The 13029-nt window shown below is 70.6% G+C and carries 12 protein-coding genes and 1 pseudogene; 9 read left to right on the forward strand and 4 right to left on the reverse strand.

Annotated elements, in window-relative coordinates:
* Nucleotides 1-89 precede the first annotated feature (89 nt).
* The 4 genes and pseudogenes from ACFV2X_RS10460 to ACFV2X_RS10475 form a co-directional block, all read left to right on the forward strand.
* Nucleotides 90-272 (forward strand): annotated as a pseudogene (locus tag ACFV2X_RS10460) (helix-turn-helix transcriptional regulator); the annotation flags it as partial.
* A gap of 120 nt (nt 273-392) precedes the next feature.
* Nucleotides 393-1406: an XRE family transcriptional regulator gene (locus tag ACFV2X_RS10465; RefSeq protein WP_385614027.1), complete on the forward strand. Its 1014-nt coding sequence runs from the start codon at nt 393-395 to the stop codon at nt 1404-1406.
* Nucleotides 1406-2221 (forward strand): class I SAM-dependent methyltransferase, encoded by an 816-nt coding sequence (locus ACFV2X_RS10470; protein ID WP_385613947.1) that lies wholly within the window; start codon nt 1406-1408, stop codon nt 2219-2221. The genes ACFV2X_RS10465 and ACFV2X_RS10470 overlap by 1 nt, the downstream gene beginning before the upstream one ends.
* 43 nt (nt 2222-2264) lie before the next feature.
* A complete protein-coding gene (locus tag ACFV2X_RS10475; protein ID WP_385613949.1) occupies nt 2265-2828 on the forward strand; it encodes a GNAT family N-acetyltransferase in 564 nt (187 codons plus the stop codon).
* 134 nt (nt 2829-2962) lie between these two features.
* Here ACFV2X_RS10475 and ACFV2X_RS10480 read toward each other — a convergent pair whose 3' ends face one another.
* The 3 genes from ACFV2X_RS10480 to ACFV2X_RS10490 all read right to left on the reverse strand — a co-directional run bounded on the left by ACFV2X_RS10480 (nt 2963) and on the right by ACFV2X_RS10490 (nt 8036).
* Nucleotides 2963-4690, reverse strand: a complete 1728-nt coding sequence (locus tag ACFV2X_RS10480; RefSeq protein ID WP_385613951.1) for a serine/threonine-protein kinase — start codon at nt 4688-4690, stop codon at nt 2963-2965.
* A gap of 82 nt (nt 4691-4772) precedes the next feature.
* Complete coding sequence (locus tag ACFV2X_RS10485; protein WP_385613953.1) at nt 4773-6416, reverse strand: hypothetical protein; 1644 nt, start codon at nt 6414-6416, stop codon at nt 4773-4775.
* 165 nt (nt 6417-6581) lie between these two features.
* Nucleotides 6582-8036: an NAD(P)H-hydrate dehydratase gene (locus ACFV2X_RS10490; protein ID WP_385613954.1), complete on the reverse strand. Its 1455-nt coding sequence runs from the start codon at nt 8034-8036 to the stop codon at nt 6582-6584.
* 65 nt (nt 8037-8101) lie between these two features.
* Between ACFV2X_RS10490 and alr the strand changes: the two genes are divergently transcribed.
* From alr to ACFV2X_RS10510, 4 genes are all read left to right on the forward strand, one after another.
* Nucleotides 8102-9256, forward strand: a complete 1155-nt coding sequence (gene alr / locus ACFV2X_RS10495) for an alanine racemase (protein ID WP_385613957.1) — start codon at nt 8102-8104, stop codon at nt 9254-9256.
* Between the two features lie 2 nt (nt 9257-9258).
* Nucleotides 9259-10488 carry an alpha/beta fold hydrolase gene (locus ACFV2X_RS10500; RefSeq protein ID WP_385613959.1) on the forward strand — a complete coding sequence of 410 codons (1230 nt, stop codon included), beginning with the start codon at nt 9259-9261 and terminating at the stop codon, nt 10486-10488.
* Nucleotides 10489-10593: 105 nt separating this feature from the next.
* A complete protein-coding gene (gene tsaE / locus ACFV2X_RS10505; RefSeq protein ID WP_385613962.1) occupies nt 10594-11121 on the forward strand; it encodes a tRNA (adenosine(37)-N6)-threonylcarbamoyltransferase complex ATPase subunit type 1 TsaE in 528 nt (175 codons plus the stop codon).
* Nucleotides 11122-11294: 173 nt separating this feature from the next.
* Nucleotides 11295-11522 carry a hypothetical protein gene (locus tag ACFV2X_RS10510; RefSeq protein WP_385613963.1) on the forward strand — a complete coding sequence of 76 codons (228 nt, stop codon included), beginning with the start codon at nt 11295-11297 and terminating at the stop codon, nt 11520-11522.
* 26 nt (nt 11523-11548) lie between these two features.
* On the opposite strand, the gene ACFV2X_RS10515 is transcribed toward ACFV2X_RS10510, so the two are convergent.
* A complete protein-coding gene (locus ACFV2X_RS10515; protein WP_385613964.1) occupies nt 11549-12124 on the reverse strand; it encodes a hypothetical protein in 576 nt (191 codons plus the stop codon).
* Between the two features lie 214 nt (nt 12125-12338).
* On the opposite strand from ACFV2X_RS10515, the gene tsaB reads away from it, so the two are divergent.
* Nucleotides 12339-13007, forward strand: coding sequence for a tRNA (adenosine(37)-N6)-threonylcarbamoyltransferase complex dimerization subunit type 1 TsaB (gene tsaB / locus ACFV2X_RS10520; protein ID WP_385613967.1), 669 nt, complete (start codon nt 12339-12341; stop codon nt 13005-13007).
* Nucleotides 13008-13029 lie beyond the last annotated feature (22 nt).

Genomic DNA, 13029 nt, shown 5'->3' on the forward strand with positions numbered 1-13029 from the left:
ATGCAGTCGTGAGGCACCCGTGCTGCAAACCAACGCGTGGCCTGGATCGTTACGTGATGAAAGAGCCTGAGCATCAGGGGAGGACGGGAATGTCAGGCAGGAGGCACCAGTTCATCCAGCGCAGGGAAGCCGTCGGCCACACCCAGGAGTCCCTGGCCGAAGTCCTCCAGGTGGACCGCACCACCGTGGGCCGCTGGGAGACTGGAAGAGGCACCCCGCAGCCCTGGATGCGGCCCAAAATCGCGGACGCCTTGAGGGTCTCCCTTGATCAACTAGATCGCCTTCTATCAGGTTCGCAGGGGCCCCAAGCAATCCCGGCGACGTCCCGAACCGTCGCCGGCCGCGCATTGACCGGCCCAGCCCCACAGCCGTTTCGTGACACCCGCCCGATCGTGGAAGCTGTCGCAGCCGACTCGGCAGAGTCAGTCCTGTTCCTCCACTTCGCCAGTGCGTCCAATGTGGACGACACCCTGTTGGAGCAGCTCGATACCGATGTCATCCGGCTGGCAAGTGATTACGTCAGCAAGCCTCTGTCCGAGGTCTTTCAGGAGATTGGCACGCTGCGGCGATCGGTTTTCGATCTGCTGCACGGGCGTCAGCATCCCCACCAGTCCGCGCACCTGTACCTGGCAGCTGGCCGTCTCAGTGGCTTGGCGGCCCATATAGCCCTCGACCTCGGCCAGTACGCGGCAGCGGCGACCCACTCTCGTACCGTCTGGCGGTGCGCCGAGTCCGCAGGCCACAACGGGCTCCGAGCCTGGGTCAGGTCCATGCAGTCGCTGATCGCCTACTGGCGGCAGGATTACCGTCAGGCTGCGGAGCTGGCCAGGGCCGGGATGCCATACGCTGGTGGCGGCACGATCGGGGCCCGTCTGCTGAGCCTCGAAGCCCGTGCCATCGCAGCGTTGGGGGACAGAGCGAGCGCGTTACGAGCGGTGGAAGCCGCGAAGGATGCCCGAAGCGCTTACGCCTCGGGTGTTGAGCTTCCCGGCGTCTTCACCTTCCCCGAAGCCAAGCAGTGGACCTACGCCGGGACAACCCTGCTGGCCCTCGGAGGCCGACATGTGGGCCGCGCTATTGAGGCGTCCTCTCGCGCCATCGTTCTGTACGAGTCCGCGCCACAGGAGGACCAGTCGTCCGGCGACATCCAGGCGGCCCGTCTCGATCTTGCCACCGCGCACCTGGCCAACGGCGACATTGATGGCCTCCGGGACAAGTTGATCACTGTGCTCGAAATGGAGCCTGGCCGGCGTACGGCGAGTATTTCCAAACGGCTTCTGGCGGTGAGCGCCCGCCTCTCGGAGCCCGTTTACGCGGGCTCGCCGATGGTTCTTGACCTTCGCGAGAATGTCAGGGAAGCCTGCTCTCGCCCCGCCCTTACGAACTCTCCGGAGTCGGACAAGTGATGACCAACACGGAACAGCAGGACGCGGCCGTAGCCGACAGGAAGCTGCTCGCGCGCAGCGCCTACTCGGATGGGCGTCACTTGGCAGCGCGGCAATCCATCTATCAGTGGCAGCAGCCCCGGTACGACCTGCCAGGGATCGTCGTGGAGGAACTGACGGGCATCTCCGGGACCGTTGTCGATGTCGGCTGCGGCAACGGGAAGTATGTAGGCAGGCTACACAAGGACCGCCCGGACCTGCGTGTGGTGGGCATGGATGTCTCGGAGGGGATCCTTGGCGACGTCGAGAGGCCGGTCCTTGTAGCGGACGCCCAGGCACTGCCGCTCGCGGACGAGACGGTTGACGCGGTTCTCGCTATGCACATGCTGTACCACGTGGGGGACATTCCGGCCACGGTGCAGGAGCTGGCACGAGTCCTCCGGCCGGGTGGTGTGGTGATCGCATCCACCAACAGCCGCACCGACAAGCGAGAGCTTGACCAGCTGTGGCAGCGGGCGGCGGGCGATGTTCTGGGCGTCGCCGAGGGGCCTGACCGGGTCTCCCTCAGCTCACGCTTCTCGCTGGAGAAGGCCCCCGGCCTCCTCGGGGCCGCGTTCAGCGCCATCAGGGTGCTGAAGCTTCCCGGGACCATCGAGGTCTCCGATCCGGCCCCGGTTGTCGCCCACCTAGCCTCGTACGAAGCCTGGGCCGAACAGTGCGGTGTTCCCTTCGAGGAAACCGTGGCCAGAGCCCGGGACCTCGTCACCGCTGCCATTGCCACGAAGGGTTCGTTCCGCATCACCTGTCTCGGTGGGATCCTGATCTGCCGCCCGTAGGACTGCCCGCTCGCATATGCGAGGCCACACGAGGAGGCTGTTCATGACCGAGTCGGAGACGATCGTTGTCGAGCGCATGGACGGCCCGGCTGCCGCGCAGGCCGAGGCGGAGTTCAGGCTCGTTTATGCCGAGGTCTTGGCGGAAGAGCCGTACGAGGAGACTCCGGACTCGATCGACGCGAGCTTCCGGGGGTTCCGCTCACAGGTCCGTAGGGCGACCTTTCGGGGAGCCCTCGCCCGCACCATTGGCGGTGAACCTGTGGGCATCGCCTATGGCTACCCGCTCAGCTCGAGCACCGGCTGGTGGGACCGGCTGACCACACCGGTGAGCGACGAGCTGCGCCGCGAGAACGGGCGGCGGACGTTCGGGCTGATGGAGCTCGCCGTACGCGCCCCGTGGCGCCGCTTGGGCGTGGCCCGTCGACTGCATGAGGCGGTCCTGGCCGACACCACCGCAGAACGTGTGCTGCTCAACGCACGGCCGGACGTCGAGGCCGCTCAGGCCGCGTACCGGTCGTGGGGGTACCGCAAGGTGGGGGAGTCGCACCCGTGGGACGGCGCCAACCTGCATGACGTGATGGTCCTCGGCCTACGGGCGGATGGGTAGCCGCGTGACGGCGGGAGAAGGAGGGGTGACGCGTACGCGAAGAGCAGGCGCACCACCCCCACGCCCGTACCCAAAGTGCTCAGCCCAGCAGGTCCCGCCACACCTCCGGCAGGGCCGTGGTCACGTCGTAGGTGTCACTTCCAGGTGAAACCTGTGCAGAAGATGCTTGCGTATTTCCTGGGGTTCTCCGCATGTATGAACTGCACCGTCCAGTCGCCCGGATCATTGCTCAGGGGGATGCCTTCTGCCGCCTTTTTCTTGCCGCTGACCCACTCGGTGAAGTCGTCCGGGTAGATCAGCTGTGCCTCGCCTGATGAACCGGGCAGGCTGTATAGATCAACAGGCTTGCTGGTGTAGCCCAAATTAAGATTCTGCTGAGCGGGACCGTCGCCGAAGTCATAGGGCTTCTCGGTGTCCGAGTCAATCTCGTGTGGGGGCTTTACAGCGACGGAAAGGTAATATTTCCGGCCGGTCTCCTGCGCATACTTGTCCCGGAACGTAATGCTCACCCTGCCGGTCTTCGGGTCCGGACCGATGGAGGTCAGAAGGTCCCCATCGTGCCGCTCCTCGGACGGCAGATTGCATTCCCCGCCCGCCCACTTGGATGGGTCGGCGGTCCAGTAATCGCGCGAGATGTCCACGTCGCTGTCAATATAGGCTGGCGCTCCCTGCTTCGCCGGTGTCTTGGCGGACTCGCCCGTCGGACTCGTTGGTGCCTTCCTGCCGTCGCTTTTTCTCTCTGCGGCTTCCCCGCCGCGATCACCATCAGCCAACCCCTGGACGAGGAGCACCGTCACGACAGCCAGCGCTGCGCCACCAAGACCAGCGGACGTACCCCATAACCAGGCGCGCCGCTTCGGGGCCCGTGGCGCGGATATCTGAGTCGGGGTGTACGGGTACGGCGGTGGTACTGGCGAAAGGCCAGTCTGCGTGACGGCATCAGCCGAGCCGAAACCGGGAGCCGTCGGTAGCCTGCCTTCCGAGGGCCATGCTGGCGGGGCCTGGGGTATCGGCTCTGCGAGGGCGACGAGGGCGGCGTAGGTAGGGTCTTCTGCCAAGGCCGACCGCACGGAGCAGCGTGCAACGACGTCCTGCAGCGCCGGTCGCGCGGTTGGGTCTTTGGCCACACACGCCTGGATCAGCTCCGCAAGCGGTGTGTCCAGACCGGCCACGTCAATGTCCTCGTGAACCGCGCGGTAACTGACGCCAGTTGCCTCGCCACTGCCGAACGGAGGCCGTCCGGTAGCGGCGTATGCCATGGTGGCGCCGAGCGCGAAGACGTCCGCTGCCGGCCCTACCTCATTACGCAGCAGCACTTCGGGGGCGGTGAAACCGGGCGTTCCCGGCGCATATCCCGTCTCGGTAAGCGCGGTCTGCCCGATCCCGCGCGCGATACCGAAGTCGATGAGCTGGGGGCCCTGGGCCGACAGGATCACGTTCTGCGGCTTGAGGTCCCGATGAGTAACGCCATACCCATGGACCGCTGCAAGCCCCTCCGCCAAGGCGGCAAACACATTGCGACAGGTTTCCAACGGCAAAGGGCCCCGCGCGCCGACCGCCTTGCCCAGGGTCGGACCTGACACGTACTCGGTTGCCAGCCAGTAGGGAGCCGCATCCAAGGCTGCGTCGATCAGGCTTGTGGTGTAGGCACTGCGTACCGCCCGCACTGTCTCAACCTCGCGCCGGAACCGGTCGAGCGCGCCAGGGTGATCGACAATCTCGTCCCGGATCACCTTGATCGCCACTAGGCGACCACCCGGGGAACGGCCAAGATACACCTGCCCCATGCCGCCCGCTCCCAGTCGCCCTAGCAGGACGTAAATGCCTATGAGTTCAGGATCACGAGGTCCGAGAGCGTCCATGCGACTGATCCTAAGCGGTCGCTTCTGTTGGCTGACCGTACTCGTTCAACAAGTCCATAGCGAGCTAGAGCGGCCTGACCGGCTATGCGCCGTCACATTCGGCATGGAAGCGGTCGATGAACTGCCCGAAAGTTTCCGAGTGGTCGAGCCGTGACGTAGCCAGCATCTCCGCCATGGTCTGCCAGCGGGTCGGATCACTCCCGCATGTACGCAACAGAGCTTCCGACGCCACCGGAACTTGGTAGTTACTGAGAACGATGTCGGCCGGCAACTGGCGCACCAGGGCATCGGTCCGGTGACGGGAGGCGAGGATGGCGTACTCGACCTGGTCGTAGAAGCAGCCGCTGTGGTTCCTGATGGTGTCAAGCCAGCCCTGCATGACGGCCTGAGGGTCCGCACAGGTGTCGAGCTCGGTATCGGACAGGATGCGGGGTACTTCCCACGGGGGGAGGGAGGCGGCGTGCTTGGTCGCCGCCTGGCGGAGCCACGCCGGAACCTCCTTGTCGTAGGCCAGCAGCCACTGCACCTCGACGGGATGAAGGCGTCCCAGAAGACCGGTTACCAGGCTCTGTTCGAGGTGAGGATTACGGGCGAGCGCGGCGAGCGTGCTGATACGGGAGTCACTGCTCAGGAGCAGTTTCGGCCGGATCGGGCCATCCTCGTCGTGGTCGGTGTAGCGCCGCTGGACGGCTATGGGCTCGGGCAGACGGCTGACCAGCGTGCACAGCTTTGCCAGTTGCCCGGAGTCGCCGCTGGTCAGCGCCAGATCGGCGGCCAGCGACGTCAGTGCGTACGGCTTGTAGCGCTTCACCTTCGCGGGATGAAGCAGTCGGCCCTCACCGACGCACTGGTCTGCCGCATCCTTCAACTGCTCCGCGGCCATCTCGCGCAGTCGCGGGTGAGCGGCCACACGCCGGGCCATGTGCCGCAGCCGCCCCCGGTGATCCGTGCCAGGCTGCGTCAGTGTGGCCCACTCCGGCAGGCACAGCGCGGGTACACAAGACGCCAGGATCTCGTCACTGATCTCCTCGGTCTTTACACAATCCAGGAGGATGTGTCGCATCGCTTGGCCGTTCACCGTGTCCTCAACCAGCGTGGGCCACTCGTCGGGGCACCGTTCCAGCACGAGGTGGCACGCTTCATAGCTGGGCCACGCCGCGGGCCTCCCGTATTTGCTGCTCCGCCGGTCGCCGCTGGTTCCGAAGGCGTTCAGGCGAGCGGTCACCAGGTTCAGCCCGTGTCGCACCAGGGCATCGAGCAGCCAGCTCGGCACCCGCGGGATCTGGTCCAGCTCCTCGAAGTCGAGAAGCTCGCACGACATAGCGGCCGTCACCAGGTCACCCAGCCGCAGTTCCTTGACCAGGTCGAGTACCACCTCGCGGTGAGTCTCATGCCGCGCCAGGGCCGCGATGAGCTCGTCGGTGACCCGATGGTGCCGCAGCACGCCCGGTACATCGTCCGGGCCGAGTACGTTCCGGTGTATCAGCCCGGCGATCTGCCCGCTGGTCCCAGCCGCGATCAGCCTGTCGCGAAGCCCCTGGTCCGCCACTCGGGCGAACAACGACGGCAGCATCTCCTTGAACACACCATGCTGCCACGACGAAGACGCGAAGGCGCCGTCCTCGGGCAACAGCCCATGGATGATCGCGCCATGGGCAGCGTCCGGCAGATCATCCCGCCGGGCCAGAGCCGCCCACATCCGGTACTCCCCGTCCTGCACCGCCACGCGCGCCTTCCCTTCGCCGACCCGACTTCGTTCCATGGGCAACGCTATGAGGCACACGTTGCCCCACGGGCCAAAACGGTCAAGATGGCCTCATCTGGTCGGTTCGACCCCACACCGAGGTCGGCGACGCGCCTGCCGCACTGCCGTCTGGCCCGGCGGCCACCGTCAGCCCAGCAGCACGTTCCGCCAGACCTCCGGCAGCGCCGTCGCCACGTCGTACGCCGCGATGGGCGCGCCAGCGGGCCCCGTGGCGTGGCGGGCGGCCAGGCCGTGGAGGTAGGCGCCGGTGGAGGCGGCGTCGTGGGGGGCGAGGCCGGTGGCGAGGAGGGAGCCGGTGAGGCCGGAGAGGACGTCGCCGCTGCCTGCCGTGGCGAGCCAGCCGGTGCCGGTGGGGTTGACGCGTACGGGGCCGGAGCCAGGGCCGGAGCAGACGAGCGTGGTGGAGCCCTTGAGGAGGACCGTCGCGCCGTAGCGCTCGGCGAGGGCGCGGACGGAGGCCAGGCGGGTCTGCTCGACCTCCTCGCGCGGGACGCCGAGCAGCGCCGCGGCCTCCCCGGCGTGCGGGGTGAGGATCGTGGCGGCGTTGCGGGAGCGCAGGTCGCCGGGCGGGAGGAGGCGGAGGCCGTCGGCGTCGACGAGGACGGGGACGTCGGAGGCGAGGACGTCGTCGAGGGACTTGCGGGCGGTCGCGTCGTCGCCGAGGCCGGGGCCGACCACCCATGCCTGGACGCGGCCCGCCTTGTGGGGCGGGCCGGAGTGGACGAGGGTTTCGGGGAAGCGGGCGATGACCGCCTCGGCCGCCGGGCCGACATAGCGGACCGCGCCCGCCCCGCCGCGCAGAGCGCCCGCGACGGCGAGGACGGCGGCGCCCGGGTAGCGGGCCGAGCCGGCCACGACGCCGACGACGCCGCGGCGGTACTTGTCGCTCTCCGCGTCGGGGCGGGGGAGGAGGGCCGCGATATCGCCGTGTTGCAGGGCCTCGGCGTCGGGGACTGGCGGCAGGTGGGGGGCCAGGCCGATGTCGATCAGGCGCAGCGCGCCCGCGTGTTCATGGGCGGGGTCGATGAGCAGGCCGGGCTTGTAGGTGCCGAAGGTGACGGTCGCGTCGGCGCGTACGGCGGGGCCGCGTACCTCGCCGGTGTCGGCGTCCACGCCGCTGGGCAGGTCGACGGCGACCACGGTGCCGCGTACGGCCCGGGTCAGGCGTTCGGCGTCGGGGCGCAGACCGCCCTTGCCGCCGATGCCTACGATTCCGTCCAGGACCAGGTCTGCCTGGGACAGGATCCTTTCGGCGGAAGAGTCGTCCGCGGGGAGTACGCGGCCGCCCGCGTCGCGCAGCGCCCGCGCCCCGCCCGCGTGGGCGCGATCCGGCGCCAGCAGTACGGCCGTCACCCCGGCCCCGCGGCGGGCGAGGCGGGCCCCGGCGTACAGGGCGTCGCCGCCGTTGTCGCCGCTGCCGATCAGGAGGGCCACCCGGGCCCCGTAGACGCGGCCCAGCAGCCCCGCGCAGGCGGCTGCCAGGCCCGCGGCCGCGCGCTGCATGAGCGCTCCTTGGGGCAGCCGCGCCATCAAGTCCCGCTCCGCGGCCCGTACGGTCTCGACGCTGTACGCAATCCTCATGGCGACCAGTTTCCCGGACCCTGCCCACACCCGCCGGGCGCCGCGGGCCTGAGAGACTGGCGCTGATGAACGAGACACCGATGCGTGCCCGTGCCGTGGTCGACCTGGCCGCCCTGCGGGCCAATGTGCGCGCGCTGCGCGCCGCGGCGCCCGGGGCCGGGCTGATGGCCGTGGTCAAGTCGGACGCCTACGGCCACGGCGCGGTGCCGTGTGCGCGCGCCGCGCGCGAGGCGGGTGCGAGCTGGCTGGGCACGGCCACGCCCGAGGAGGCGCTGGCGCTGCGCGCCGCGGGCGACACGGGCCGGTTGCTGTGCTGGCTGTGGACGCCGGGCGGCCCGTGGCGGGAGGCGATCGAGGCGGATGTCGACGTGTCGCTGAGCGGGGTGTGGGCGCTGCGGGAGGCCGTGGCCGCGGCCCGGGAGTGCGGCCGTACCGCGCGCGTCCAGCTGAAGGCGGACACCGGGCTCGGCCGCAACGGCTGCCCGCCCGAGGACTGGCCGGAACTCGTCGCCGCCGCGCGCGCCGCAGAGGCGGCGGGCACGGTCACGGTGACCGGCGTGTGGTCGCATTTCGCCTGCGCGGACGAGCCGGGGCACCCCTCGATCGCCGCGCAGCTGGAGGCGTTCCGGACGCTGCTGGCGCAGGCGGAGCAGGCGGGGCTGCGCCCGGAGGTGCGGCATATCGCCAACTCGCCGGCGACGCTGACCCTGCCCGAGTCGCATTTCGACCTCGTACGGACCGGGATCGCGATGTACGGGATCTCGCCGAGCCCCGAGGTCGGCCATCCGGGCGACTTCGGGTTGCGGCCGGTGATGACGCTCGTCGCCTCGCTGGCCTCGGTGAAGCGGGTGCCGGGCGGACACGGCGTGTCGTACGGGCACCGCTACATCACCCCCGGCCCGACCACACTCGCGCTGGTGCCGGTGGGCTACGCGGACGGGATTCCGCGGCACGCCTCGGGGACCGGTCCGGTCCTGGTCGCGGGAAAGTGGCGGACGGTCGCGGGCACGGTGGCGATGGACCAGTTCGTGGTGGACCTCGGCGGGGACGCCGCGGCGCCGGGGGACGAGGCGGTGCTGTTCGGGCCCGGTGACCGGGGCGAGCCGACCGCGGAGGACTGGGCGCGGGCGGTCGGGTCGATCGCGTACGAGATCGTCACCCGGATCTCGGCGCGTGTGCCACGCGTTTATGTCGGTCGGGCTGAGGGCACAGGGAACTGACCATGGAAGGCGACAGCACGGCAGAGACGGCGGCACGGGTGGCGGCGGGGGCAACGGCCGTGGGGTGGCGGCGTGGCGCGGGATTCGCGGGCGTCGCGATCGGCGTCGTCGCGGCCGGCGCCGCCGTGGGCGTCGGTCTTGAGCGGCTGACCGTGGGCCGCGGCGTACGGCGCAAGGCGCGTCTTGAGCTGGACGCCGCGGGCCCTTTCGGCACGCTGCGCGGCGTCGTCGGCACGGCGATCGCCGACGACGGCACCGAGCTGCACTACGAAATCGAGGAGATACAGACGCAGGCGCCGGCGCGCCGCAAGCGGCTGTTCGGGCGGCGCACCCCCGCCCCGGTCACGGTGATTTTCAGCCATGGCTACTGCCTGGCCCAGGACTCCTGGCACTTCCAGCGGGCGGTGCTGCGCGGGGAGGTCCGCGCCGTCTACTGGGACCAGCGCTGCCACGGCAGGTCCGCGCGCGGCCGCGCCCAGACGGACGGCACGCAGGTCACCATCGACCAGCTCGGCCGCGATCTGAAGGCCGTGATCGAGGCGGCCGCGCCCGAGGGGCCGGTGGTGCTGGTGGGGCACTCCATGGGCGGCATGACGATGATGGCGCTGGCCGCGCAGTACCCGGAGCTGGTGCGGGAGCGGGTGATCGGCGCGGCGTTCGTGGGCACGTCGTCGGGCAAGCTCAGCGAGGTCAGCTTCGGCCTGCCGGTGGTCGGGGTGAACGCGGTGCGGCGGCTGCTGCCGGGCCTGCTCAAGGCGCTGGGCTGGCAGGCGGAGCTGGTCGAGCGGGGGCGTCGGGCCACGGCCGATCTGTTCGCGGGCGTGATCAAGCGCTATTCGTTCGGGTCGAAGGATGTGGACCCGGGGGTCGCGCGGTTCGCGGAGCGGCTGATCGAGGCGACGCCGATCGATGTGGTCGCGGAGTTCTACCCGGCCTTCGTCGAGCACGACAAGGCGGAGGCGCTGCCGGTCTTCGACGGGTTGCCGGTGCTGGTGCTGGCGGGCGACAAGGACCTCATCACCCCGATGGAGCACAGCGAGGCCATCGCGGAGGTGCTGCCCGGCGCGAGTCTGGTGATCGTCGAGGAGGGCGGGCACCTGGTGATGCTGGAGCACCCCGAAGTGGTGAACGGACATCTGATCGACCTGCTGGCGCAGGCGGTCGGCACGGACGCCCCGCGGGCCGCGTCCGGCGGGAGCGGGAGCGGCCGGCGGCGCTCGGCGCGCGGATAACCGCCCCGCGGGCGCCAGGTAGCCGGCCCGGCGCCCGGTGGCCGCCCCATGCCGGGGTAGGCGACTCCGGCCAGGGCCCGGGTCCGAGCCGTAACATCGGCCGGTATGGACAACCCGCACGCCGACGACCCGTACGCCGCTGCCCAGCGCATCACCGTCACCTCCCCCGAGCAGATGCGGGACCTGGGGCGCAGGCTCGCCAAACTGCTGCGCCCAGGCGATCTGGTGCTGCTCACCGGTGAGCTGGGCGCGGGCAAGACGACGCTGACGCGCGGTCTGGGGGAAGGTCTCGGGGTGCGCGGGGCGGTCACCTCGCCGACGTTCGTGATCGCGCGCGTCCACCCGCCGCTGGGCGACGGCCCGCCGCTGGTGCACGTGGACGCCTACCGGCTGGGCGGCGGCCTGGACGACATGGAGGACCTGGACCTCGACGTATCGCTGCCGGACTCGGTGATCGCGGTGGAGTGGGGCGAGGGGAAGGTCGAGGGGCTTTCGGAGGACCGGCTGCACGTCGTCATCGAGCGGGCGGTCGGGGACGACGCCGCGGCCGCGCCCGAGGACGTACGGGGTGTGGTGGTGACCGGGGTCGGGCCGCGCTGGGCCGGTGAGGACCTGGCGTCGCTGGCGGGCTGAGGTTCGAGCCGGGCTTGGGTCCGGGCGGCGACAAGATTCCGACAGGCCGTCGGCAAAATGTTGCGCGAGGGGCATCCCCCGTGGTCACATGGGAAGGGAGGGCAGGTTAGGTGTGCCTAAGTTGGCCGCCTGCTGTGCCTGATCGACTGCCCCAGGACCCTCAGGAGGCATCCATGCCGTCCCAAGAGCCCGCTGCCGAGGCAGGTCGGCGCGATGACCGGCCCCCGACGATGAGGGAGCTGCTGGCGGCCTGCGCGGCGGCGACCGCGGTGTCCACTCCGCCGGTGTCCACTTCGCCGGGCGCGGCGCCGCGCGGGGAGCCGGCCGGACCCGGGTCCGGGGAGTCCGCGGAGGACTCCGCGTGCGAGGGGGAGGACGAGCGGCGGCGCCACGCGGCGTAGCCCTTTTGGGTACGGGGTGCGACGGGTCAGGCGATGACGACGACCTTCGTGCCGGCCGGTGCGAACTCCCACATCGCCGTGGCGTCCGCGCGGCTCTCCCGGATGCCGCCGGTCTTCTTCGCCGCGCTCGTGTCGGGGGCCGAGCCGTCGACCGCCGCGCTGAAGCCGAAGACGACTCCGTCTTCCGTGTCGAAGACGACGACGTGTTCGATCTGTACCCCGTCCGAGCCGATCGTGCTCGGCACCCGCGAGGTGACCTCGTACGTCCCCGGGCTCGGGCTCGCCGTGCTGGGGGACACCTCGAAGGTGCGGGTCGGCTGCTCATTGGCGCCCACCAGCCACACCCGCCGGTCCTCCAGCGCGTACACCACGCGCAGCCCGGTGCCGGAGTCGCCCGGCAGCGCGGTGGACTTCTTCCCGCCGTCCTTGCCCTTGCCCTTGTCCTTCGGCTTGGACTTGGAATCGCCCGCCTGTGAGTCGTGCCGGGAGTGGGCGGGGCGGTCCGGAGCGGTGGCCGCGGCCTGGTAGGTGAGGACGCCGACGCCGCCGAGTGCGGCGGCGGTGAGCGCTGCCACGACGGTCCCGGTGCTGCTCCTTGGCACGGCTTGCCACCCTCTCCTCAGGTCCGGATCTCCCTGTCGTCGCGGGCCGGGCCGCGAGGACCGCGGTGGCCGTGAGGACAGGGGGCAAGCCGACCGTAGCACCGGCGCGCGGGTGCGCAGTGTCGTGCGCGCTCTGGCTCGTGCTCCGTCCGCGCCACGGTCGTGCGCTCCCGCCCGTGCTCCCGCTCCCGTACGGCCGCCGTAGGCTGTCCTCGTGCTGTTGCTCGCGCTTGACACCGCTACCCCCGCCGTCACCGTCGCCCTGCACGACGGCACCGCCGTCCTCGCCGAATCGCGTCAGACCGACGCGCGGCGCCACGGCGAGCTGCTGCTGCCCGCCGTCGACCGGGTGCTCGCCGAGGCGGGCGCCGCGCTCGGCGAGGTGACCGATCTGGTCGTGGGCGTCGGGCCCGGACCGTACACCGGGCTGCGGGTGGGCCTGGTGACGGCGGCCACCTTCGGGGCGGCCCTCGACATCCCCGTGCACGGGCTGTGCACGCTCGACGGGATCGCGTACGCCGCCGGGCAGGCGGGCCTCACCGGTCCCTTCGTGGTGGCCACGGACGCGCGGCGCAAGGAGGTCTACTGGGCGCGGTACGAGGACGCCCGCACCCGCGTGACCGAGCCCGCCGTCGACCGGCCCGCGGACCTCGGGGAGCGGGTCGCCGGGGTGCCGGCCGTCGGCGCGGGCGCCCTGCTCTACCCGGACGCCTTCGGGGACGTACCGGCCGGAATGCCCGAGCACCAGTCGGCGGGGGCGCTGGCGGCGCTGGCCGCCGAGCAGCTCGCGCGCGGCGCGGAGCTGCTGCCCAACCGGCCGCTGTATCTGCGCCGACCCGACGCCCAGGTGCCCGCCAACTACAAGGTGGTCACGCCCCGGTGACCCCCGGCACACCCCAGACTCC

Origin of the sequence: Streptomyces sp. NPDC059679, assembly GCF_042734105.1 — a bacterium.
Classification (GTDB): domain Bacteria; phylum Actinomycetota; class Actinomycetes; order Streptomycetales; family Streptomycetaceae; genus Streptomyces.

Bases quoted from the DNA above. Each gene is read 5' to 3' on its own strand.
- ACFV2X_RS10490 (WP_385613954.1), bottom strand. From the start codon at position 8,036: ATGAGGATTGCGTACAGCGTCGAGACCGTACGGGCCGCGGAGCGGGAC.
- ACFV2X_RS10475 (WP_385613949.1), top strand. From the start codon at position 2,265: ATGACCGAGTCGGAGACGATCGTTGTCGAGCGCATGGACGGCCCGGCT.
- ACFV2X_RS10510 (WP_385613963.1), top strand. From the start codon at position 11,295: ATGCCGTCCCAAGAGCCCGCTGCCGAGGCAGGTCGGCGCGATGACCGG.
- alr (WP_385613957.1), top strand. From the start codon at position 8,102: ATGAACGAGACACCGATGCGTGCCCGTGCCGTGGTCGACCTGGCCGCC.
- ACFV2X_RS10480 (WP_385613951.1), bottom strand. From the start codon at position 4,690: ATGGACGCTCTCGGACCTCGTGATCCTGAACTCATAGGCATTTACGTC.
- ACFV2X_RS10500 (WP_385613959.1), top strand. From the start codon at position 9,259: ATGGAAGGCGACAGCACGGCAGAGACGGCGGCACGGGTGGCGGCGGGG.
- ACFV2X_RS10470 (WP_385613947.1), top strand. From the start codon at position 1,406: ATGACCAACACGGAACAGCAGGACGCGGCCGTAGCCGACAGGAAGCTG.
- tsaE (WP_385613962.1), top strand. From the start codon at position 10,594: ATGGACAACCCGCACGCCGACGACCCGTACGCCGCTGCCCAGCGCATC.